Here is a 20702-nt window from a genome sequence, read left to right as displayed (position 1 = left end):
CGGGCGGTCAGCCGCGCAGGCGCAGGCCACGCGGGGTGGCGCGGAACCCGGCGGCGGTGAGCGCGTCACGCAGCGGGGACGCGTGCACGGCCTCGCCGTCGGCGCGTTCCACCGAGATCGCGCCGAGCGCACCGGAGTGCACCGCGTCGGCGAGTGCCTTGCCGGCCGCGCCGAGCGTGTCGGTGTCGTCGGTGAAGGACAGGATCGTCCGGCCGCCCCGCTCGACGTAGAGCACGAGGTCGCCGCCGACGAGCACGACCAGGGCGCCCGCCTTGCGCCCGGCCCGGTGCCCGGTGGCCGGTGCCGCGCCGTCGCCCGAGTCGACCACGCGTTCCGGCCAGGGCAGCGCGGCGCCGTACGGGTTCGCCGGATCGGTGGCCGCGAGCACCACCGTCGGCCCGCCCCGGCCCTGGGACTCGTCAGCGAGCGCGCGGATGCGGTCCACCGCGCCCGGCACCGCGAACTGCGCCGCGCCGAGCCCTTCGACGAAGTAGCCGCGCCGGGCCGCCCCGCGTTCCTCCATCGCGGACAGCACCGGGTAGACCCCGGCGAACCCGCCGGTGACCTGCTCGGCCACGACCGCGCCCCGGGTCACCACGCCGTGCCGTTCCAGCAGCAGGTCGGCCAGGGTGGTGGCCCGGCGGGTGGGGTCGATGTCGCGTTCGGGCAACCGCGACCAGCGACCGGCCATGGTGGGCGGACCACCCCGGCTGGGCAGCGCCACCCGGCCCGGACGGCGGTAGCGGGTGCGCGGCGCCGACGGCCGGGACCGGTGCGCCCCGCCCGCGCCGAGCGCGGCCCGCAGCGGGGCGAGCGTGTCGTTGGTGAGGTGACCGGCCCACACCAGGTCCCACACCACGCCCGACAGGGCGGCGTCGTCGGTGGCGCCGACCCGGTCGGAGAGCGAGCGGAAGAACAGCGCCTGCCCGTCCGCGAGCGCGTCGAGCACCGACTCGTGCAGCGGGGTCAGCGTCAGTGCCTCGTCCGGCGGCGGAAGCAGCAGCGGCGCGACGTCGGCGTACGCGAGGGTCACCCACCCGTCGCCGCCGGAGATCGCGCCCGCGCCGGCCCACACCACCTCGCCGCTGGCGCACAGCTCGTCGAGCTGGGCGGGGGAGTAGTCGGCGACCCGGGCGGGCAGCACCAGGCGTTCCAGCGCGGACGCCGGCACGCTCGTGCCCTGCAACTGCTCGACGGCGGCGGCGACGGCCTCGACGCCCCGGGCCGACGAGCCGACGTGCTGCCAGCGGGGCAGGAACGTGGCGAGCGCGCGCGGCGGCACCGGCTCGATCTCGCGCCGCAGGGCCGCCAGCGAGCGGCGGCGCAGCAGGCGCAGCACCTCGGCGTCGCACCACTGGGTGCCCACGCTGTCCGGCGCGAACTCGCCGGAGACCACACGCCCGGTGGCGGCGAGCCGCCGCAGCGCCTGCTCGACCACGAACACGCCCAGCCCGAACCGGGCCGCGCAGGTGGCCGCCGCGAACGGGCCGTGCGTGCGGGCGTACCGGGCGACCAGGTCGGTGAGCGGATCGGCCACCGGCGCGAGGTACGCCTCCGCGACCCCGACGGGCAGCGCCACGCCGAGCGCGTCGCGCAGCCGGGCGGCGTCCTCGACGACCACCCAGCGGTCCTCGCCGGCGATGCGGACCCGCAGGACCCGCCGGGCCGCCGCCAGCTCGTCGGCCCAGGACTCCGGCACGCCCCGCTCGGCCAGCTCGGCGCCGCTCAGGTCACCGACCACGCGCAGCAGCTCGACCACGTCCTCCGGGTCGCGGGGCCGCCGCTGATCGGTGAGCCAGCGCAGTTGGCGTGCCGTCTCGGCGAGCACCTCCGGGTCGAGCAGTTCCCGCAGGTCGACCCGGCCGAGCAGTTCGCCGAGCAGGCCGGAGTCGAGCGCCAGCGCGGCGGCCCGCCGCTCGGCCAGCGGGGCGTCGCCCTCGTAGAGGAACGCGCCGACGTACCCGAACAGCAGCGACCTGGCGAACGGCGACGGGCGCTCGGACTCCACCTCGACCAGGCGTACCTTGCGGGCGGCCAGGTCGCGCATCAACCCGGCCAGCGCGGGCTGGTCGAAGACGTCCTGGAGGCACTCGCGGGCGGCCTCCAGCGTGACCGGGAAGTCGGCGTATTCGCGGGCCACGTCGAGCAGCTGTGCGGCGCGCTGGCGTTGCTGCCACAGCGGCTGCCGCCGCCTGGGGTCACGCCGGGGCAGCAGCAGCGACCGGGCCGCGCACTCCCGGAACCGGGACGCGAACAGCGCGGACGTGCCCACCGACTCCTCGACGAGCTGGGCGATTTCGTCCGGCTCGAAGACCACCACGTCGGCGCCGGGCGGCGTGTCGGCGGTGTCCGGCAGGCGCACCACGATGCCGTCGTCGGAGGGCATGACCTGCGCGTCCACGCCGTACCGCTCGGCCAGCCGGCGGCCGATGGCCAGCGCCCACGGCCCGTTGACCCGGGCGCCGAGCACAGAGTGCACGGCGAGCCGCCAGTCACCCAGCTCGTCGCGGAACCGCTCGACCACCACCGTCCGGTCGTCCGGCAGCGACCGGGTGGCCGCCTTCTGCTCGCGCAGGTAGGTCATCAGGTTGCCGGCAGCCCAGTCGTCGAGCCCGCCGGCTCGCAGCGCCGCCACCGCGTCGGTGTCGGACTGCCGCAGCAGCGCCCGGACCCGGGCGCCGATCGCCCGCCCCAGCTCGACCGGGCGGCCGAGCTGGTCGCCCTTCCAGAACGGCATCCGGGCCGCCTGCCCGGGTGCGGGGGAGACCAGCACCCGGTCGGGGGTGATCTCCTCGATCCGCCAGGACGACGAGCCGAGCAGGAACACGTCACCCACCCGGGACTCGTAGACCATCTCCTCGTCCAGCTCACCGACCCGCGCGGCCCGCTCCGCGCCGGCCAGGAACACGCCGAACAGACCCCGGTCGGGGATGGTGCCGCCGCTGGTCACGGCGAGCCGCTGAGCGCCGGGGCGGCCGGTCAGGACGTCGGTGGCGCGGTCCCAGACCAGACGGGGCCGCAGTTCGGCGAACGCGGTGGACGGGTAGCGGCCGGAGAGCATGTCGAGCACCGCGTGCAGCGCCGAGTCGGGCAGCTCCGCGAACGGCGCCGCGCGGCGGACCAGCACGGCGAGGTCGCCGAGCCGCCACGGCTCCAGCGCCACCATCGCGACGATCTGCTGGGCCAGCACGTCGAGCGGGTTGCGCGGGTAGTGCAGCTCCTCGATCGCCCCGGCTCCCATCCGCTCGGCCACCACCGTGCAGGAGAGCAGGTCGCCCCGGTGCTTGGGGAAGACGACACCGCGCGAGACCGCGCCGACCTGGTGCCCGGCGCGACCCACCCGCTGCAGCCCGGCCGCCACGCTCGGCGGCGCCTCGATCTGCACCACCAGGTCGACGGCGCCCATGTCGATGCCCAGCTCCAGGCTGGACGTGGCGACCACGGCGGGCAGCCGGCCGGACTTGAGCGCCTCCTCGATCTGCTTGCGCTCCTCCCGGGAGACGCTGCCGTGGTGCGCCCGCGCGATCACCGCCGGCGCCCCGGCCGCCGCGCCGGACTGCGCCATCACCTCCGCGGGCTGCCGAGGCGCGCGCACCGGCCCCACCGGCCCGCCGAACGCCTCCGCCCCGCGCCGGGCCCGGCTGCCGTCGGCCGGCCCGCCGCCGGCCACCGGGCCGAACCCGTCGGCGTCGTCGAGCCCGGCCTCGTCGCCGGCCGGCGGGCCGTCGGCGCCGGGCAGCAGATCGGATACGCGCACCGGCTCCCCGCCCCGGGCCACGCGACCGCCCTCCGGGCAGGACGCCACCTCGATCTCCTCGGCGGCCAGCTCGTTGAGGCGGGCGCAGAGCCGTTCGGCGCTGCGCCGGGAGTTGGTGAACACGATCGTGGACCGGTGCGCCCGGATCAGCGCCAACACGCGTTCCTCGACCGCCGGCCAGATCGAGGGGCGGCGGGGTGTGAGGCCGCCCAGGTCGTCCTCGGGTGGCTCCTGCTCGTCGAGGCGCGTCATGTCCTCCACCGGAACCTGGACGCTGACCTCGATGGTCTTGTTCGACGGTGGCTGCACCACGTCGACCGGGCGGGCGCCGCCGAGGAAGCGGGCGCACACGTCGATCGGCCGGACGGTGGCGGACAGCCCGATCCTCTGGGCGGGCCGCTCCAGCAGCGCGTCCAGCCGTTCCAGGGACAGCGCCAGGTGGGCGCCGCGCTTGGTGCCGGCGACCGCGTGCACCTCGTCCACGATCACCGTGTCGACGCCGCGCAGCGAGTCGCGGGCGGCGGAGGTGAGCAGCAGGAACAGCGACTCGGGCGTGGTGATGAGGATGTCCGGCGGGGTGCGGGCGAAGGCCCGGCGCTCGTCGGCCGGGGTGTCGCCGGTCCGCATCCCGACGGTGATGTCCGGCGGGACCAGGCCGAGCCGGGCGGCGGCCTGCCGGATGCCGGTGAGCGGGGCGCGCAGGTTGCGTTCCACGTCGACGGCGAGCGCCTTGAGCGGGCTGACGTAGAGCACCCGGCAGCGGCGCCGGGGATCGGCCGACGGCGGCTCCTTGGCGAGTCGGTCGAGCGACCAGAGGAACGCGGCGAGGGTCTTGCCGGAGCCGGTCGGCGCGACGACGAGCGCGTTGCGGGCGGCGGCCACCGTGCGCCAGGCGCCCTCCTGGGCCGGGGTGGGTGCGGCGAACGCCGCGGTGAACCACTCCCGGGTCGCCGCGCCGAACTCCGCCAGGACACCGCCTGACCTGCCCGACCCGCCCGACCCGTCTGGCCGGACGGACGGGGTCACCTCGTCCGCCACGCACCCATCCTGCCGCGCGGGTGTGACATCCGGGCCCGTCGCCGGACCGTTCCGTCCCGCCCGCAGCAGTCCAAGAATGGAATGGGCGATTATTCCGTTAAGTCTTACTTAACTGCTTGCTTGTGGGCTGCAACATAAAGTAACTTCACTCGCGATGCGGCGTGGGGTGGAGGCGTGGATGACCGTCGAGGACCGAGGTCTGGGCTCCGGAACCGACGTGCTCATCCGCAAGGTCGACAGTCGCCTGGCCGCGCTCCGCGCCGGGCTGCACGGTCCCGACCTTGAGCTGGCCGAGGAACTGGCCGCACGGCTGCGCGAGATGATCCTGGCGACCGCCCGGTCCAGCGCCGCCGACCGCGCCCGGGTCCGGGCCGCTGTGCACTACTTCGTCCAGCGCCGCGAGAGCCGCGACGCCCGGCTGCCGCTGCGCTCCCTGGCCGCCGCCCAGCGTGCCGTCGACCGCGCCGCCCGCCAGCTGGCCACCCCCAACCCGGCCCCCTGACCGTCCCCTCCCACCCGCTCCGCCCTCTCCCGCCACCCCGGTGATCAAGGGGTTCGCGGCGGAATCCGGCGCGCTCCCGGACGCGAACTCCTTGATCACCGGGGACGGGGTCGGTGGGCGGGGGGAGGTAAGGGTGGGTTTTGGGGAAAACGGCCCGGTTCGGTGCCTCTGTGGCGTGTGATCGGTTGTGACACCAGCGTGTTCGCGCGCTGTCACCTCGACCGGGAGTACGCGTGCTCGTCCTGCTGATCGTGCACCTGGTGGCGGCGCTGCTCGCCCCGCTGCTGGTCCGCCGGTGGGGCCCGCGTGCCTGCCTGCTGCTCGCGCTCGCCCCGGCCGCCACGGCGGTCTGGGCGGCGGCGCAGACCGGGGCGGTACGCGACGGCGGCGCGGTGGTCGAGACGTACCCCTGGATCCCGCAGCTCCAGTTCGACGTGGCGCTGCGGCTCACCACGCTGTCCTGGCTGATGCTGCTGCTCGTCGGCGGCGTCGGCGCGCTGGTGCTCGTCTACTCCGCCCGCTACTTCCCGCCCGGGTCGGCCGGGCTGGCCCGGTTCGCCGCCGTCATGGTCGCCTTCGCCGGAGCCATGCTCGGCCTCGTCGTCTCCGACGACCTGCTGCTGCTCTACGTCTTCTGGGAACTGACCACCGTCTTCTCCTACCTGCTCATCGGGCACAGCACCGAGCGCCGGTCCAGCCGGTGGGCCGCCGCGCAGGCGCTGACGGTCACCACGCTGGGCGGGCTGGCCATGCTCGTCGGGTTCCTGCTGCTCGGCCACCACGCCGGGGGCTACCGATGGTCGGCGGTGGCGGCGGCGCCGCTGCCCGGCGGCGGGTACCTGACCGTGGCGGTGCTGCTCATCCTCGCCGGGGCCCTGGCGAAGTCGGCGGTGTTCCCGTTCAACGCCTGGCTGCCGGTGGCGATGGCCGCACCGACGCCGGTGAGCGCGTACCTGCACGCGGCGGCGATGGTGAAGGCCGGCATCTTCCTCATCGGACTGCTCGGCCCGGTGCTCGCCCCGGTCGGCGGATGGCGGCCGGTCACCGTGGTCGCCGGCCTGGTCACGCTCGTCATCGGCGGGTGGGCGGCGCTGCGCCAGACCGACCTGAAGCTGCTGCTGGCGTACGGGACGGTCAGCCAGCTCGGCCTGCTCACCGTGGTGTTCGGCGCGGGCACACCGAAGGCGGCGCTGGCCGGTGTGGCGATGCTGGCGGCGCACGCCCTGTTCAAGGCGGCGCTGTTCCTGGTCGTCGGCATCCTCGACCACGAGGCCGGCACCCGTGACCTGCGGGAACTGTCCGGGGTGGGACGGGCCGCGCCGGTGCTGGCCACCGTCGCCACGCTGGCCGCCGCCTCGATGGCCGGGGTGCCGCCGCTGCTCGGATTCGTCGGGAAGGAGGCGGCGCTCGCCGCGTTCACCGGCGATCCGCTGGTCCTCGTCGTACTGGTGGCCGGCAGCGCGCTCACCGTCGCGTACAGCATCCGGTTCCTCTGGGGCGCGTTCGTCACCCGGCCCGGGGTGCCGGACACGGAGATGGCCCGGCCGCCCGCCGCGATGCTCGTACCCCCGGCGCTGCTCGCCGTGGCCGGGCTCGCCGCCGGTCCGGCCGCCGGGTGGCTGAGCGGTCTGGTCGAGCCGTACGCGGAGCTGTTCGGGCCGGTCGAGGAGCACCTGGCGCTCTGGCACGGGCCGACGGCGGCGCTCGGCCTGTCCGCCCTCGTGCTGGCCGGCGGTGTGGTGCTGCACCTGGTCCGTGGTCCGCTGGCCCCCGCGCTGGCCCGGCTGCGCTCGCCGGTGAGCGGCAACCAGGGGTACGAGTGGGTGACGCACGGCTTCGACCGGCTCGCCATCGAGGTCACCGGCGCCACCCAGCGCGGGTCGCTGCCGCAGTACCTCGGCACCGTGCTGCTCGCGCTGGTGTTCGTACCCGGCGGGGCGATGATCGCGACCGCGCCGTGGCGGGTCGACCTGGCGCCCTGGGACAACCCGGCCCAGCTCGTGGTCTGCGTGGTGATCGCGGTCGCCGCGCTGCTCGCGGTCGGCGCACGGCGGCGGCTCACCGCGATGCTGCTGGTCGGCGTGACCGGCTACGGCACCGCGATGATGTTCGTCCTCTACGGCGCGCCGGACGTGGCGCTCACCCAGTTCCTGGTGGAGACCGCGACGATCGCCGTGTTCGTGCTGGTGCTGCGGCGGCTGCCGGAGCGCTTCTCGGCGCGGCCGCTGCGCCGCAGCCGCTGGGTGCGGCGCGGCATCGGGATCGCCGCCGGGGTGGTGATGGCCGGTCTGGCACTGGTCGCGGCCGGGGCGCGGCGGGCGCCGTCGATCTCCGCCGACTTCCCGGACCTGGCCTTGCTCGAGGGGTACGGCCGCAACGTCGTGAACGTGACGCTCGTCGACATCCGGGCCTGGGACACGATGGGGGAGCTCTCGGTGCTCGTGGTCACCGCGACCGGCGTGGCCAGCCTGATCTACGAGCGTTCCCGCACCGGGCCGCGTCCCCGCCGTCCCCCACCGGCCGCGCTGCGCGCCGGCGACCGGCGCACGGTGTGGCTGCGCGGCGGGCAGACGCTGCCGGAGCGGCGGCGCTCGATCGTGTTCGAGGTGGTCACCCGGCTGATCTTCCACACCGTCCTGATCTTCTCGCTGTTCCTCCTCTTCTCCGGGCACAACGCCCCCGGCGGCGGCTTCGCCGGCGGGCTGGTCGCCGGCCTCGCGCTGGCCCTGCGGTACCTGGCCGGCGGCCGGTACGAGCTGGCCGAGGCGGCGCCGGTCGGGGCCGGCACGGTGCTCGGCGCGGGTCTGGGCATCTCGGTGGGCAGCGGCGTGGTCGGCCTGGCGCTGACCGGCGAGGTGCTCCAGAGCGTGAAGGTCAATCTGTGGCTGCCGGCGGTCGGCGACTTCTACCTGGTCACGTCGCTGTTCTTCGACATCGGCGTCTACCTGGTGGTGGTCGGGCTGGTGCTGGACATCCTGCGCAGCCTGGGCGCGGAGGTGGACCGGCACGTGGAGGCCGCGGGCGAGGCTGGGCGAGGGCTGGTCGTCCAGCGGGAGAGTCCTTCATGACAAGGGGTGCGGCGGCGCCGACGATGGTGCTGGTGCTGGCGGTCGGAGTGCTCGTCGCCGCCGGTGTCACGCTGTTGCTGGAACGCAGCCTGACCCGGATCCTGCTCGGCGTCATCCTGCTCGGCAACGGCGTGAACCTGCTCATCCTGCTGGGCGGGCGGTCCGGTGCCGCCCCGCTCGTGGGCTCCACGTCGCAGGGCGAGATGAGCGACGCGTTGCCGCAGGCCATGGTGCTCACCGCCGTGGTGATCACGTTCGGGCTGACCGCGTTCCTGCTCGCCGTCGCCTACCGCAGCTGGTACACCAGCGGCGACGACGAGGTGCAGGACGATCTGGAGGACCGGCAGATCGTCCGGCTCGCCGAGAGCAACGAGGTGTCCACGGCGGACCTCGGCGGCGAGGGCCCGGACGACGACCCGGAGCAGGTGGATCCGGGGCCGGCTCGTCGGCGGCTGCACCGGGACGGTGGGGCCCAATGAGTGCGAGGAGTGAGCCGGGTTTGCGAGCCCCGCAGTCGCGAACGGAGACGTTGCGGTGAGCGCGCTCGTGCCGCTGCCGGTGGTGGTGCCGCTGCTCGGCGCGGCGCTCACCCTTCTCCTGTCCGGCCGCCCCCGCCTGCAGCGGTCGACGAGCGTGCTGTGCCTGTCCAGCGTCCTGGTGGTGGCGGCGGTGCTGCTGATCGAGGCGTACCGGACCGGGCCGGTGGTGGTGCAGGTGGGCGGCTGGCCGGCGCCGGTGGGCATCGTGCTGGTGGCGGACCAGCTGGCGGCGCTGATGGTGCTGGTCTCCTCGGCGGTGACGCTGTGCGTGCTGCTCTACTCGATCGGCCAGGGCCGGGGGGAGACCGGGGAGACCGCGCCGGTGAGCATTTTCCACCCCACGTACCTGGTGCTGACCGCCGGCGTCACGAACGCCTTCCTGGCCGGGGACCTGTTCAACCTCTTCGTCGGCTTCGAGATCCTGCTGGCCGCGAGCTTCGTGCTGATCACGCTGGGCGGGACCGAGGTGCGGTTGCGCACCGGCTCGACGTACGTGGTGGTCAGCATCCTGTCGTCGCTGCTGTTCCTGTCCGCCGTCGGGCTGGTGTACGCGGCCACCGGCACGCTGAACATGGCGCAGCTCGCCGGCCGGCTGGACGCGCTGCCGTCGGGCGTACGCCTGACCCTGCAACTGACGCTGCTGCTCGCGTTCGGGATCAAGGCGGCGGTGTTCCCGCTGTCGGCGTGGCTGCCGGACAGCTACCCGACCGCGCCCGCACCGGTGACGGCGGTCTTCGCCGGCCTGCTCACCAAGGTCGGCGTGTACGCGATCATCCGCACCGAGACGCTGCTGTTCCCCGGCGGTCAGGTCGCCACGCTGCTCATGGTGGTGGCCGGGCTGACCATGGTGATCGGCATCCTCGGCGCGGTCGCCCAGTCGGACCTGAAGCGGCTGCTCTCCTTCACGCTGGTCAGCCACATCGGCTACATGATCTTCGGGGTGGCGCTGAGCAGTGTCGCCGGCCTGTCCGGGGCGATCTTCTACGTGGTGCACCACATCACCATCCAGACCACGCTGTTCCTGGTCGCCGGCCTGGTCGAGGAACGCGCGGGCAGCACCGACCTGCGCCGCATCGGCGGGCTGGCGCGGATCGCCCCGATGCTGGGCGTGCTGTTCTTCGTCCCGGCGATGAACCTCGCCGGCATTCCGCCGTTCTCCGGCTTCCTCGGCAAGCTCGGCCTGCTCCAGGCGGGCGTGGCGGCCGGTGGCACGCTGCCCGCCGTGCTGGTCGCGGCCGGCACGCTCACCAGCCTGCTCACCCTCTACGCGGCCTCCCGGGTGTGGAACATCGCGTTCTGGCGGGAGCCCCGGCTGGCCACCGCCACCCCGCCGGCCCGGCTGCCGGGGATGATGGTCGGCGCGACCACCGCCCTGGTGGCGCTGGGCGTGCTGTTCACGCTGCTGGCCGGGCCGCTGTTCCAGGTCACCGCGGACGCGGCGACCGACCTGCGGGAGCGCACCCCGTACGTGCGGGCGGTCCTGCCCCGGGACGTGCCGTGACCGACGACCTGCCCCCGGGCGGGGGCGCGACCGGGGAGCCCGCGGGCGTACCCCGGGCGGCGCCCGCCGTCGACGCGCCCGCGCCGACCGTCGGCCGGGGCGGGCGGCGGCGGGACCAGGCGGTCGCGCTCGGCTGGCTCGTCGTGGCCTGGATGCTGCTGTGGGGCGACGTGTCCTGGGGCAACCTGCTCGCCGGCCTGCTGGTCGGCGTGGCGGTGCTGCTGTTCTTCCCGCTGCCGCCGGTCACGTTCGGTGGCCGGGTCCGCCCCCGCGCGCTGCTGGTCTTCGCTGCCACGTTCGTCGCGGAGCTGGTCAGCGCCAGCGTGCACGTGGCCGCGGTGGCGCTGCGCTTCGGCTACCGCCCGCGCGGCGCGATCATCGCGGTGCCGCTGCGCGTGCGCACCGACCTCAACCTGGCGCTCACCGCCGAGGTGATCTCGCTGGTGCCGGGCACGCTGATCCTCGACGTCGACCGGGCCGAGGGCGTGCTCTACGTGCACCTGCTCGACGTGCGCGGTCCCGAGGACATCAGCGACAGCCGCGAGCGCGTGCTCGCCGTCGAACGGCGCATCGTGCGCGCCATCGGATCTCCCGACGAGGTACGCCGGCTCGACCTCGACCCCGTGGAACGGAGGAACCACCCGTGACAGTCCTGCTCGCCGTCGCGTTGACCGTGCTGCTCTCGGCCACCGCGCTGCTCGCCCTGGCCCGGATCTACCGCGGCCCGTCCCTGCTCGACCGGGTCGTCGGCGCCGACCTGCTGCTGTCGGCGATGCTCGCCGCGGTTGGGGCGGAGGCCGCCGTCAACCGGCACGCCACCACGCTGCCCGTCCTGGTGGTGCTCTCCCTGCTCGGCTTCATCGGGTCGGTGTCGCTGGTGCGCTTCGCGGTCCGGGCCGAGTCATGAGTGCGGCCGCCCTGGCGGACTGGGTGGGCGGATTTCTTCTGCTGGCCGGTGCGGTGCTGGCCCTGGTGGCCGGCATCGGGCTGGTGCGCTTCCCGGACGTGCTGGACCGGATGCACGCGGCCACCAAGCCGCAGGTGCTCGGCGTCCTGCTGCTCCTGGCCGGGCTGGCGCTGCGTCTGCGTACCCCCTCGGATCTGGGCATGCTGGTTCTGGTGGCGATCTTCCAGCTCTCCACCGCGCCGGTGGCCGCGCAGATGATCGGCCGGGCGGCGTACCGTTCCGGGCGGGTCGACCGGACGCTGCTGGACGTCGACGAGCTGGCCGGACGCTGAACCGGACGTGCGGGAGGCTTCCCGGCACCCTCAGCGAACGTCCAGCGGGTACCGATAAAATGGGTCGCATGATCGACTCTCCTGCCCCGGAGGGCAGCAGTAGCCGGCCGGGTAATACCCGGCGAATTCCCTCCCCGACGACCCCGGGAGCACTGAACCTCCCGTGTTGATCCTCGTCGGTCTCCTTCTCATCACCGTCCTCACCGCCGCCACCGGTTACTTCGTGGCCCAGGAGTTCGGCTACGTCGCCGTGGACCGTGGCAAGCTCAAGCAGCTCGCCGACGGTGGCGACCGTGCCGCGGCCCGGGCCCTGGAGGTGACCGGGCGGCTCTCCTTCATGCTGTCCGGCGCCCAGCTCGGCATCACCGTGACCGCCCTGCTCGTCGGTTACGTCGCCGAGCCGTTCCTCGGCGCCGGGCTGGCCGACCTGCTCGGCCTGGCCGGGCTGTCCAGCGGGGTCACGCTGCCGCTGTCGGTGGCGCTCGCACTGGTCATCGCCACCGTCGTGCAGATGGTCCTGGGTGAGCTGGCCCCGAAGAACCTGGCCATCGCGCGGGCCGAACCGCTCGCCCGGGCGCTGGCCCGGTCCACCCTGATGTATCTGAAGATCGCCGGTCCGCTGATCACGCTCTTCGACCGGGCCGCCGTACGGCTGCTCCGCCGCATCGGCATCGAGCCGATCGAGGAGCTGCCCAGCGGCGCCACCCCGCAGGACCTGGAACAGATCATCGCCGAGTCCCGGGAGGAGGGGCACCTCGACGCCGAGATGTCCGACCTGCTGGACCGGGGTCTGGACTTCCGGGAGCTGACCGCCGGGGAGGCGATGGTGCCGCGCGTCGACGTGCACACCATCCGGGCCGACGAGCCGGTCAGCCGGATCGTCGAGCTGCTCGACACCGGCCACTCCCGGTTCCCGGTGAGCGGCGCCGAGGGCGTCGACGACCTGGTCGGTGTGGTCGGCATCGCCGACGTGCTCGGGGTGCCCCCGGCGGAGCGCGCGACGACCCGTGTCGGCGCGGTGGCCGTACCCCCGTTGCTGGTGCCCGAGACGTTGCCGCTGCCGACGGTGCTGGACCGCCTGCGGTCCGGGCACCGGCAGCTCGCCTGCGTGGTCGACGAGTACGGCGGCTTCGCCGGCGTGATCACGCTGGAGGACCTCGCCGAGGAGCTGGTCGGGCCGATCCGCGACGAGGACGACCCACCGGACCGGGCCGCGGCCCGGCAGGAGGACGGCTCCTGGGTGGTCCCGGCGCGCTGGCGCATCGACGAGGTCGCCGACAGCACCGGCATCGAGCTGCCCGAGGCGCCCGAGTACGACACGCTCTCCGGTCTGGTGATGCGGGAGCTGGGCCGGGTGCCCGAGGTCGGTGACCGGCTGGAGATCCCGGTCGCCACGGACGGCGACGAGCCGGCCGGCGGCCCGCGGGTGCTGGTCGAGGTGCTGGCGGTGGACCGGCACGTGGCCGACTCGGTGCGGCTGCGGCCCACCGCCGACGTGACCGGGGAGGGTTCCGCATGAGCCCCGGGTTCGCGTTGTTCTTCTCCGTGGTGCTGCTGGCACTCAACGGGTTCTTCGTGGCCGCCGAGTTCGCGCTCGTCGCGTCCAAGCGGTACCGCCTCGAACAGGCGGCTGCCGGTGGCGGCCGGGCGGCCCGCGCGGCGCTGGACGGCGTCCGCGAGCTGAGCCTGATGCTGGCCGGCGCACAGCTCGGCATCACGCTGTGCACCCTGGGTCTGGGCGCGCTGGCCGAACCGGCCATCGAGCACCTGCTCAGCCCGCTGCTGCACGCGGTCGGCCTGCCGGCGGCGGTCAGTCACGTGATCGCGCTGGTGTTCGCGCTGTCGCTGGTGACATTCCTGCACCTGGTGGTCGGCGAGATGGCCCCGAAGTCGTGGGCGATCACCGACGCGGAGCGTTCGGCGGTGCTGCTGGCGCTGCCGTTCCGGGCGTTCGCCCGGATCGCCCGGCCGGTGCTGTCCCTGCTCAACGGGCTGGCGAACGCGATGCTGCGCCTGTTCGGGGTGCAGCAGCAGGACCAGCTCGCCCAGGTGCACGGCCCGGACGAGCTGCGCATCCTGCTGGAGCAGTCCCGGGAACACGGGCTGCTCGGTGCCGAGCAGCACCAGCTGCTGACCAGCATGCTGGAGCTGCAGGGCACCACCGTCGCGCAGGTGATGGAGCCGTTCGACCGGATCGTCACGGTGGGCCGGGGCGAGACCGCCGAGCGGATCGAGTACGTCTCCCGCGACAGCGGCCGGTCCCGGCTCGCCGTCGTCGACACCGGCGGCGAGGTGTGCGGCCTGGTGCACGTACGCGAGGCGGTGCGTGCCGTCACCACCGGCCGCCCGGCGACCGCGGAGGAGCTGATGACCAACGCCTTCACGCTGCCGGCCGAGGCGTCGGTGACCGAGGCGGTGGCCGCCATGCGGGCGCAGCAGGCGCAGCTGGCGCTGGTGAGCAACGGTGGCGGGCCGACCCGGCCGATCGGGTTCGTCGCGCTGGAGGACCTCCTGGAGGAGGTCATCGGCGAGTTCGACGACGAGACCGACCCGGTGCCGCGAGGCCGCCGGATGCGCTGACCGTCGTGATCCCGGCCGGCCCGGCGAGGTGGAGTCCCCACCGCGCCGGGCCGGCGTCGTTTCCGGCGGCCGGTGCCGGTGTCCGGTCCGGTGGGCCGGCCACCGGTGCGGGCGGGCATGGCCGGTCCGGCAGCGGGAAAGCCCCGGCATGCGGTTGACCGGCGTGTCCAGGGACTCCGCCTGGACCGGGCTGTCGGTGAGCACCACGGTGCCCAACCCGAGCACCCGGCCGGGGCTGCGTCTGCCGGGCCGGGTGACGCTCGCCGCCGGCGGCTCGGACGTCCCGGTCCGGCACATCCGGCTCGGGCTGGTCACCCAGGTCGAGCCGGAGGACCCGGAGGCGCCGCGCCGCCTGGTGCAGTTCCGGACGTGGACGATCGCGGGACGGTTCGTGGTGCCGGCCGGACGGCGGCGGGCCGTCGACTTCGCCGTGCCGCTGCCCTGGGAGTCACCGGTGACCACGTACGGCGGGGTGCCGTTGCTGAGCCTGCGTACCGGGCTGCGCACCGAGGTGTCGGTGGACCCGGAGGTGGACCAGGGCGCGATGGTGCCGGTGCTGATTCACCCGCTGCCCACCCAGGAGCACGTGCTCGCCGCGCTGGACACGCTCGGCTTCGCGATCCGGCAGGCCGGGCTGCGCGAGGGACGGCTGCCGGGGGTGGAGCAGACGTTGCCGTTCCAGCAGTGGTACGGGTTCTGGGCCGCGCCGCTCTACGCCGGCCCGATGACCGAACTCGAAGTGATCATGCTGACCGACTCGGCCGGCATGGAGGTGCTGCTCTGGGTGGACCGGCGGCTCTCCCTGGCCGGGATCACCCACCAGAGCATCAGCCGGTTCCGCGTGTGGCACGCCGGGGCCGACCAGCGGGACTGGGTGGCCACCGTGGACGGCTGGCTGCGGCACGCCATCGACAGGCACGCGGCCGCCGCCGCGCACGCCGACTGGTCGGCCACGATCCGCGAGTCGGCACACGTCAGCCGCCCGCCCGACCGGCCGGTCGCGCCCGGTTACGGGCTCGGGGGTACGGCCGGCGGCGCGGGCATCGGCGGTGGTGGCGGAGGCGGCGACGGGACGTGAGCGCGTGCGTGTGCGTTGTTAAGAAGGGGCCCCTCCTCTACCGGAGGCGTTAAGAAGGGGCCCTTCCTTACCCGCTCAGCCGGCGGCGAGCTTGAGGCTGAAGCCGAGGAACAGCACCGCCACCGCCGTGGTGCCGCTCGCGGCGAGCCGCCGGCGCTGCCGGAACTGCGCCGCCAGGTACGTGCCGGTGAAGATCAGCACGGTCAGGTAGAGCGCGCTGGCGACCTGGGCGATCAACCCGAGCAGCAGGAACGACAGCGCCGGCCACGCGTACCCGGGGTCGACGAACTGGATGAAGAACGAGACGAAGAACAGGATCGCCTTCGGGTTGAGCAGGCTGATCACCAGCGCCCGCCGGAACGGCTCCCGCTGGTCCGCCGGCTCCACCTCGTCGATCAGGCGCGGCGTGGCCGGGTCGTTGCGGTCGCGCCAGCGCCGCCACGCGCCGCGCAGCATGGCCAGCCCCAGATACCCGAGGTACGCCGCGCCGGCGTACTTGATCACCAGGTAGAGCGGGGGATACGCCTGGAGCAGCGAGGCCACCCCGGCGGCGGAGAGCACCATCAGCACCGCGTCGCCGACGAACACCCCGGCGGCGGCCCGGTAACCGGTGGCCACGCCCCGGCGGGCGGCGGTGGCCAGCACGAAGATCGAGTTCGGGCCGGGCAGCAGCACGATCGCCACGGTGCCCAGCACGTACGTCCAGATGTCGGTGATCCCCAGCACGCCGGACATCATGACGCCGCGGGTGCCGCCGGGCGAAGCCTTTCCCGCAGGCTGACCTGTGCGTTCGGCCACTCCTGCGCGAGCATCGAGTACTGGACGGTGTCCCGCCAGGAGCCGTCGGCGCGCTGCCGGTGCTGCCGCAGCACGCCCTCCCGGCTCGCGCCGAGCCGTTCGATCGCCCGCTGCGAGCGGTCGTTGCGGATGTCGGTGTGCCACACGACGCGTACCGCGTCCAGGTCGTCGAAGGCCCGGCCCAGCAGCAGCAGCTTCGCCTCGGTGTTGACGCCGGTACGCCACCACGGGCGGCCCAGCCAGGTGTAGCCGATCGCCACCGACCGGCGGACCGGGTCGATCTCGTAGTAGGAGGTCGTGCCGATCACCGCGCCGGTGACGGCGCAGCGCTGCACCCAGCACACCTGTTCGCCGCGCTCCTGCGCGTCCAGGTACGTGGCGACCACGTCGCGCATCTCGGCGGCGTCGGCGGGCTGCGTACCGCCCAGGTGCCGCCACACCTCCGGGTCGGCGGTCGCGGCGTACAGCTCGTCGGCGTGGGCGGGGTCGAGCGGTTCCAGGACGACGTGCTCGCCGCGCAGCACCGCCGGCTCGTGCCACGGCGAGCGGGCCGCCCGCAGGTACGCCGGCACCGGCGCGTTCACCCCGGGAGCGGGTTCGGGGCGGCCCGGCGTGAGGCGCAGCGGCACCACACCGGCCCAGTACGGCAGCGTCTCGTCGGCCGGCTCGTCGTTGACGCCGCCGGTGCGCAGCCGTACCGACACCTCCCGCAGCGGCAGCGCCAGCACGGCCGTCTCGGCCAGTTCGCGCCGGTTCGGCGGGCGGCTGTCGGCGGACCGGCCGGCGGCCACCTTCTCCACCAGCGCGGTCATCACCGCGGCCTTCTCGCCGGCATCCTCGACCAGCCGGGCGGTGCCGTGGGCCACCACGGACCGGTAGTTGGCGCTGTGGTGGAACTGGGAGCGGGCGTAGACCAGCCCGTCGAGGTGGGTGACGGCGACGCAGACCCTCAGCCCGGCCTCGCCCCGGGCGGCCAGCAGTGGCCGGCTGCCGGTGGACCCGTGCAGGTAGAGCGTCTCGCCGATGCGGACGTGCAGGGTCGGCAGGACGCGCGGCTCGCCGTTCACGGTGAACGACAGCGCGCAGTGGTACGCCTCGTCGAGCAGCGCGTGGGCGGTGGCCCGGTCGTAGTTCATCCGGTCGCGGGTGCGGGTGGCGGTGGTGCGTTCGGTCGGGGCGTACACGTGACATCCCACCTTCGTTCTAGTACAATCTCCGAACTGTGGCAGCACATTATCAGATCACCGGCTCCACCTCGGCGGCGATTTCGGCAAGCGTCGAATCCGGCGTCCGCACCGGTGACCTCGCCCCGGGTGACCTCCTGCCCGCGGTCCGCGCGCTCGCCGCCGAGCTGGGCGTCAGCCCGGCCACCGTGTCGAAGGCGTACCAGGAACTGCGCCAACGCGGCCTGGTCGCCACCGCCGGCCGGCACGGCACCCGGGTCCGCCCCCGCCCGCCGGTCGCCGCCCGCCGCGCCGCGCTGCTGCCCCCGGCGCTCGCCGGTGGCCGCGACCTCTCCACCGGCCAGCCCGACCCCCGGCTGCTGCCCCCGCTCGGGCCGCACCTGGCCGCGGTCGCCGCCGAGATCGGACCCCCCGGCGGGTACGCGACCGACGCCGTGCTGCCGGACCTGGCCGCCCTGGCCCGTGAGCGGCTCGCGGCGGACGGGGTGCCGGCCGGCGAGCTCACCGTCACCGGCGGCGCGCTCGACGGCATCGAACGGCTGCTCGCCGCCCACCTGCGCCCCGGCGACGCGGTGGCGGTTGAGGACCCGGGCTGGGCCAACCTGCTCGACCTGATCGCCGCGCTCGGGCTGCGTACCGTCGGGGTGCCGGTGGACGACGAGGGCCCCACCGTCGGCGGAGTCCGGGCGGCGCTCGCCGCCGGGGTTCGAGCGCTGGTGGTGACCAGCCGGGCGCAGAACCCGACCGGCGCGGCCGTCTCCGCCGACCGGGCCGACGCGCTGCGGACGCTGCTCGCCGGCCGGGCCGACCTGCTGCTGATCGAGGACGACCACGCCGCCGAGCTGGCCCGCGTACCCCTGCACCCGCTCGCCGGGGCGACACCGGCGTGGGCCTTCGTCCGGTCGGTGAGCAAGCCCTACGGGCCCGACCTGCGGCTCGCGGTGCTGGCCGGCGACGAGGCCACGGTGGCGCGGGTGGCCGGACGGGCCCAGGTCGGCGCCGGCTGGGTCTCCACAGTGCTGCAACGGCTGGTCGTGTCGCTCTGGCGTGACCCGGCGACCGCCGAGCTGGTGGGGCGCGCGGCGGACAGCTACGACCGGCGGCGCGACGGGCTGGTGGCCGCGCTCGCCGCGCGCGGGACGACCGCGCACGGGCGTACCGGGATCAACGTCTGGGTGCCGGTGCCCGACGAGACGGTGGCGATCACGACGCTGCGCGACGCCGGGTGGTCGCTCGCCCCCGGCGGCCTGTACCGGATCGCCGCCGCACCCGCCGTGCGCGTCTCGGTGAGCGCGCTGGACGAGGCGGACATCCCCGCGCTCGCCGACGCCCTGGCTGCTGGAAGGAAGGGCCCCCTGTTAACGCATTCGGTATAGGAAGGGCCCCTTCTTAACACCTCACGGCAGCGCGGCGGGCCGCTCGCGTGCGCGCCGCCGGACGGGGTAGAACGATCGGCATGGCCGAGACCGAGAGCGCACCCGGAGCGCAGGAGTTCATCCCGCCGTCGGCGGACACCATCGACGAACTGTGCGCCGCGGCGACCAGCTGCCGGGGCTGCGAGCTGTACCGGGACGCCACCCAGACCGTCTTCGGGCGCGGTGACGAACACGCCCGCTTGGTCTTCGTCGGCGAGCAGCCGGGCGACATCGAGGACCAGAAGGGACTGCCGTTCGTCGGCCCGGCCGGGCGGCTGCTGCGCAAGGCCGTCGACGACGCGGCGCTCGACCCCGCCCAGATCTACCTGACCAACGCGGTGAAGCACTTCCGGTTCGAGCTGCGCGGCAAACGGCGCATCCACCAGACCCCGGACCGCGTGCACGTCACCGCCTGCCGGCCCTGGCTGGTCGCCGAGTTCGCCCGGCTGCGTCCGGAGATCGTGGTGGTGCTCGGCGCGACAGCCGCCAAGGCACTGCTCGGCCCGAGCTTCCGGGTGACGAAGCAGCGCGGTGAGCTGCTGCCCTGGCCCGCCGCCGCACAGCACCCGGAGGACTTCGAGCGCGTGCCGGTGGACCGGACGGGCGCGGTCGCCGACGCCCCGGCGGCCCGGCTGCTCGCCACCATCCACCCGTCGGCGGTGCTGCGCGCCGACAACCAGGACGTCGCGTACGAGGGCCTGGTCGCCGACCTGAAGGTGGCCGCCAAGGCCCTGCGCTGAGTCAGGAGCGCTGCTGCCAGGTGCAGAGGCAGACCCGGTTGCCGTCCGGGTCGGCGAGCACCCAGAAGCTCGGCGCCTCCGCGTCGCTGACGAGCGTCCCGCCCGCCGCCAGTGCGGCGGCGATGCGCGCCTCCACCTCGGCCGGGTCGACCCACACGTCCGGATGCCACCGCTGCCGGGGCTCGTCCCTCCCGGAGCGCTGGAACCAGACGGTGGGCAGCACGCCGTCCGGGTCGCGTACCTCGTCGTCGTCCGGACCGCCCGGTGACTGCCAGGCCAGGACCGCCCGCCAGAACGGCAGCACCGCGGCGTGCTCCGGGGTGTCCAGCGCGAGTTCCAGGCGGGCCAGCCCGGCCGCCGACAGGGTCAGCCCGGCGTCGGCGGCCAGCGCCGAGATGAACCGGGCCAGCCGCAGGTCACGCTGGGTGACGCCGCCCGCGTCGTGCGACCACAGCCGGACGTCCACATGGGTGTAGCGCAGGTCAAGATCAGGATGATGATCGACCCGCTCGGCCTCCGCGCCCACCGCGGCCACCAGCGCCAGCCCGGCCGCGAAATCGGGGGTATGGATGCGCGTCTGCAACGCCCCCAGCAGGTACGTCCACCCGTCCAGCCCGGCCTCGGCGACCTGTTTCCCCGTGAGTGTGCTCATCCGGCCATCGTAGGCCCGGTCGACAGGGGATTGACGGTGGTCGAGCAGGGGTACCGGCCCGGCATGCCGAACGCTCTGCGCCGCACGACTCCGGTCCGGCTCGGTGCGCCCGGGCCGTACGTCCTCGCCATGGTGTGCGCCACCCTGGGCTGGCTGCCGATGCGGATCTGGGAGGAGTGGCGCGGGTCCTGGCTGCGCGCGGTGGTCGAGGCGGGGATCTCCGGGGTGATCTGGGGCGTGTTCCTCCTGTTCACGCTGAACCGGTGGGGCCGAGCGCCACGAGCCGCCGAGCGGGAGCGGGCTGCCGCCTGGCGGCGTACCGAGGCCGCGCTGCGTCAGGGCGACCCGCCCGCCGACGAGGCGGGGCGCGCGGCGCTCACGGACTACCTGCCCGGGGTGCGTCGGGGAGCGTTGCTCGGTGCCGCCGTGGGTGCGGTCGAGCTGGGAGGGCTGGCCGTGCTCGCCGTTCGAACGGGCTGGTGGGGTGCCGCGATCGGATTCGGCGTGGTCCTGGTCGTGGTGCTGGGCGTCGCCGTCCGCACCCTGAGGCGGGAGCGCCGGCTGCGAGCGGCGCTCGCCCCTGTCCGGGGCGGCTGAGCGGTGCCAGACTT

General features: G+C 74.5%; 17 protein-coding genes. 13 read left to right on the top strand and 4 right to left on the bottom strand.

Annotation, left to right across the window (positions count from 1 at the left end):
• Positions 1-7: 7 nt before the first annotated feature.
• Positions 8-4783, bottom strand: a complete 4776-nt coding sequence (locus O7607_RS04990) for an Lhr family helicase (protein ID WP_442929518.1) — start codon at positions 4781-4783, stop codon at positions 8-10.
• Positions 4784-4973: 190 nt separating this feature from the next.
• Here O7607_RS04990 and O7607_RS04985 point away from each other — a divergent pair, with 190 nt between their 5' ends.
• From O7607_RS04985 to O7607_RS04940, 10 genes are all read left to right on the top strand, one after another.
• The gene (locus O7607_RS04985) at positions 4974-5297 is read left to right on the top strand and encodes a hypothetical protein (RefSeq protein WP_269701301.1); all 324 of its coding nucleotides are present in this window, start codon (positions 4974-4976) and stop codon (positions 5295-5297) included.
• 233 nt (positions 5298-5530) lie between these two features.
• On the top strand, positions 5531-8365 hold the full coding sequence (locus O7607_RS04980; RefSeq protein ID WP_269701300.1) for a Na+/H+ antiporter subunit A: 2835 nt from the start codon (positions 5531-5533) through the stop codon (positions 8363-8365).
• Positions 8362-8844, top strand: coding sequence for a Na(+)/H(+) antiporter subunit C (locus tag O7607_RS04975; protein WP_269701299.1), 483 nt, complete (start codon positions 8362-8364; stop codon positions 8842-8844). Before O7607_RS04980 ends, O7607_RS04975 begins: the two co-directional genes overlap by 4 nt.
• Positions 8845-8899: 55 nt before the next feature.
• The gene (locus O7607_RS04970; RefSeq protein WP_269701297.1) at positions 8900-10405 is read left to right on the top strand and encodes a Na+/H+ antiporter subunit D; all 1506 of its coding nucleotides are present in this window, start codon (positions 8900-8902) and stop codon (positions 10403-10405) included.
• Positions 10402-11052, top strand: a complete 651-nt coding sequence (locus tag O7607_RS04965; RefSeq protein WP_269701295.1) for a Na+/H+ antiporter subunit E — start codon at positions 10402-10404, stop codon at positions 11050-11052. Before O7607_RS04970 ends, O7607_RS04965 begins: the two co-directional genes overlap by 4 nt.
• Entirely contained in the window at positions 11049-11312 is a 264-nt protein-coding gene (locus tag O7607_RS04960; protein ID WP_120571077.1) for a monovalent cation/H+ antiporter complex subunit F, read from the top strand. The genes O7607_RS04965 and O7607_RS04960 overlap by 4 nt, the downstream gene beginning before the upstream one ends.
• A complete protein-coding gene (gene mnhG / locus O7607_RS04955; protein WP_269701293.1) occupies positions 11309-11644 on the top strand; it encodes a monovalent cation/H(+) antiporter subunit G in 336 nt (111 codons plus the stop codon). Before O7607_RS04960 ends, mnhG begins: the two co-directional genes overlap by 4 nt.
• A 163-nt stretch (positions 11645-11807) precedes the next feature.
• Complete coding sequence (locus tag O7607_RS04950; RefSeq protein ID WP_269701292.1) at positions 11808-13163, top strand: hemolysin family protein; 1356 nt, start codon at positions 11808-11810, stop codon at positions 13161-13163.
• Complete coding sequence (locus O7607_RS04945; RefSeq protein ID WP_269701291.1) at positions 13160-14224, top strand: hemolysin family protein; 1065 nt, start codon at positions 13160-13162, stop codon at positions 14222-14224. Before O7607_RS04950 ends, O7607_RS04945 begins: the two co-directional genes overlap by 4 nt.
• 148 nt (positions 14225-14372) lie before the next feature.
• Positions 14373-15302: a sporulation protein gene (locus O7607_RS04940; protein ID WP_269701288.1), complete on the top strand. Its 930-nt coding sequence runs from the start codon at positions 14373-14375 to the stop codon at positions 15300-15302.
• Positions 15303-15377: 75 nt separating this feature from the next.
• On the opposite strand, the gene leuE is transcribed toward O7607_RS04940, so the two are convergent.
• A complete protein-coding gene (leuE, locus tag O7607_RS04935; RefSeq protein WP_269701287.1) occupies positions 15378-16040 on the bottom strand; it encodes a leucine efflux protein LeuE in 663 nt (220 codons plus the stop codon).
• The gene (locus O7607_RS04930; protein WP_269701286.1) at positions 16037-17284 is read right to left on the bottom strand and encodes a bifunctional pyridoxamine 5'-phosphate oxidase family protein/GNAT family N-acetyltransferase; all 1248 of its coding nucleotides are present in this window, start codon (positions 17282-17284) and stop codon (positions 16037-16039) included. Before O7607_RS04930 ends, leuE begins: the two co-directional genes overlap by 4 nt.
• A gap of 38 nt (positions 17285-17322) precedes the next feature.
• Here O7607_RS04930 and O7607_RS04925 point away from each other — a divergent pair, with 38 nt between their 5' ends.
• A complete protein-coding gene (locus tag O7607_RS04925; RefSeq protein ID WP_269701285.1) occupies positions 17323-18660 on the top strand; it encodes an aminotransferase class I/II-fold pyridoxal phosphate-dependent enzyme in 1338 nt (445 codons plus the stop codon).
• Positions 18661-18740: 80 nt separating this feature from the next.
• A complete protein-coding gene (locus tag O7607_RS04920) occupies positions 18741-19439 on the top strand; it encodes a UdgX family uracil-DNA binding protein (protein ID WP_269701284.1) in 699 nt (232 codons plus the stop codon).
• A gap of 1 nt (position 19440) precedes the next feature.
• Here O7607_RS04920 and O7607_RS04915 read toward each other — a convergent pair whose 3' ends face one another.
• Complete coding sequence (locus O7607_RS04915) at positions 19441-20091, bottom strand: 4a-hydroxytetrahydrobiopterin dehydratase (protein WP_269701283.1); 651 nt, start codon at positions 20089-20091, stop codon at positions 19441-19443.
• A 36-nt stretch (positions 20092-20127) separates the two neighbouring features.
• Here O7607_RS04915 and O7607_RS04910 point away from each other — a divergent pair, with 36 nt between their 5' ends.
• Positions 20128-20688 carry a hypothetical protein gene (locus tag O7607_RS04910; protein ID WP_269701281.1) on the top strand — a complete coding sequence of 187 codons (561 nt, stop codon included), beginning with the start codon at positions 20128-20130 and terminating at the stop codon, positions 20686-20688.
• Positions 20689-20702: the final 14 nt, after the last annotated feature.

The organism is Micromonospora sp. WMMA1949 (genome assembly GCF_027460145.1).
Taxonomy (GTDB): domain Bacteria; phylum Actinomycetota; class Actinomycetes; order Mycobacteriales; family Micromonosporaceae; genus Micromonospora.
This window is presented reverse-complemented; position numbering and strand designations above follow the sequence as displayed.

Excerpts from the sequence above, each read along its gene's own strand:
- O7607_RS04940 (WP_269701288.1), top strand. The coding sequence starts at position 14,373 with ATGCGGTTGACCGGCGTGTCCAGGGACTCCGCCTGGACCGGGCTGTCG.
- O7607_RS04945 (WP_269701291.1), top strand. The coding sequence starts at position 13,160 with ATGAGCCCCGGGTTCGCGTTGTTCTTCTCCGTGGTGCTGCTGGCACTC.
- O7607_RS04985 (WP_269701301.1), top strand. The coding sequence starts at position 4,974 with ATGACCGTCGAGGACCGAGGTCTGGGCTCCGGAACCGACGTGCTCATC.
- O7607_RS04975 (WP_269701299.1), top strand. The coding sequence starts at position 8,362 with ATGACAAGGGGTGCGGCGGCGCCGACGATGGTGCTGGTGCTGGCGGTC.
- leuE (WP_269701287.1), bottom strand. The coding sequence starts at position 16,040 with ATGATGTCCGGCGTGCTGGGGATCACCGACATCTGGACGTACGTGCTG.
- O7607_RS04920 (WP_269701284.1), top strand. The coding sequence starts at position 18,741 with ATGGCCGAGACCGAGAGCGCACCCGGAGCGCAGGAGTTCATCCCGCCG.
- mnhG (WP_269701293.1), top strand. The coding sequence starts at position 11,309 with ATGAGTGCGGCCGCCCTGGCGGACTGGGTGGGCGGATTTCTTCTGCTG.
- O7607_RS04915 (WP_269701283.1), bottom strand. The coding sequence starts at position 20,091 with ATGAGCACACTCACGGGGAAACAGGTCGCCGAGGCCGGGCTGGACGGG.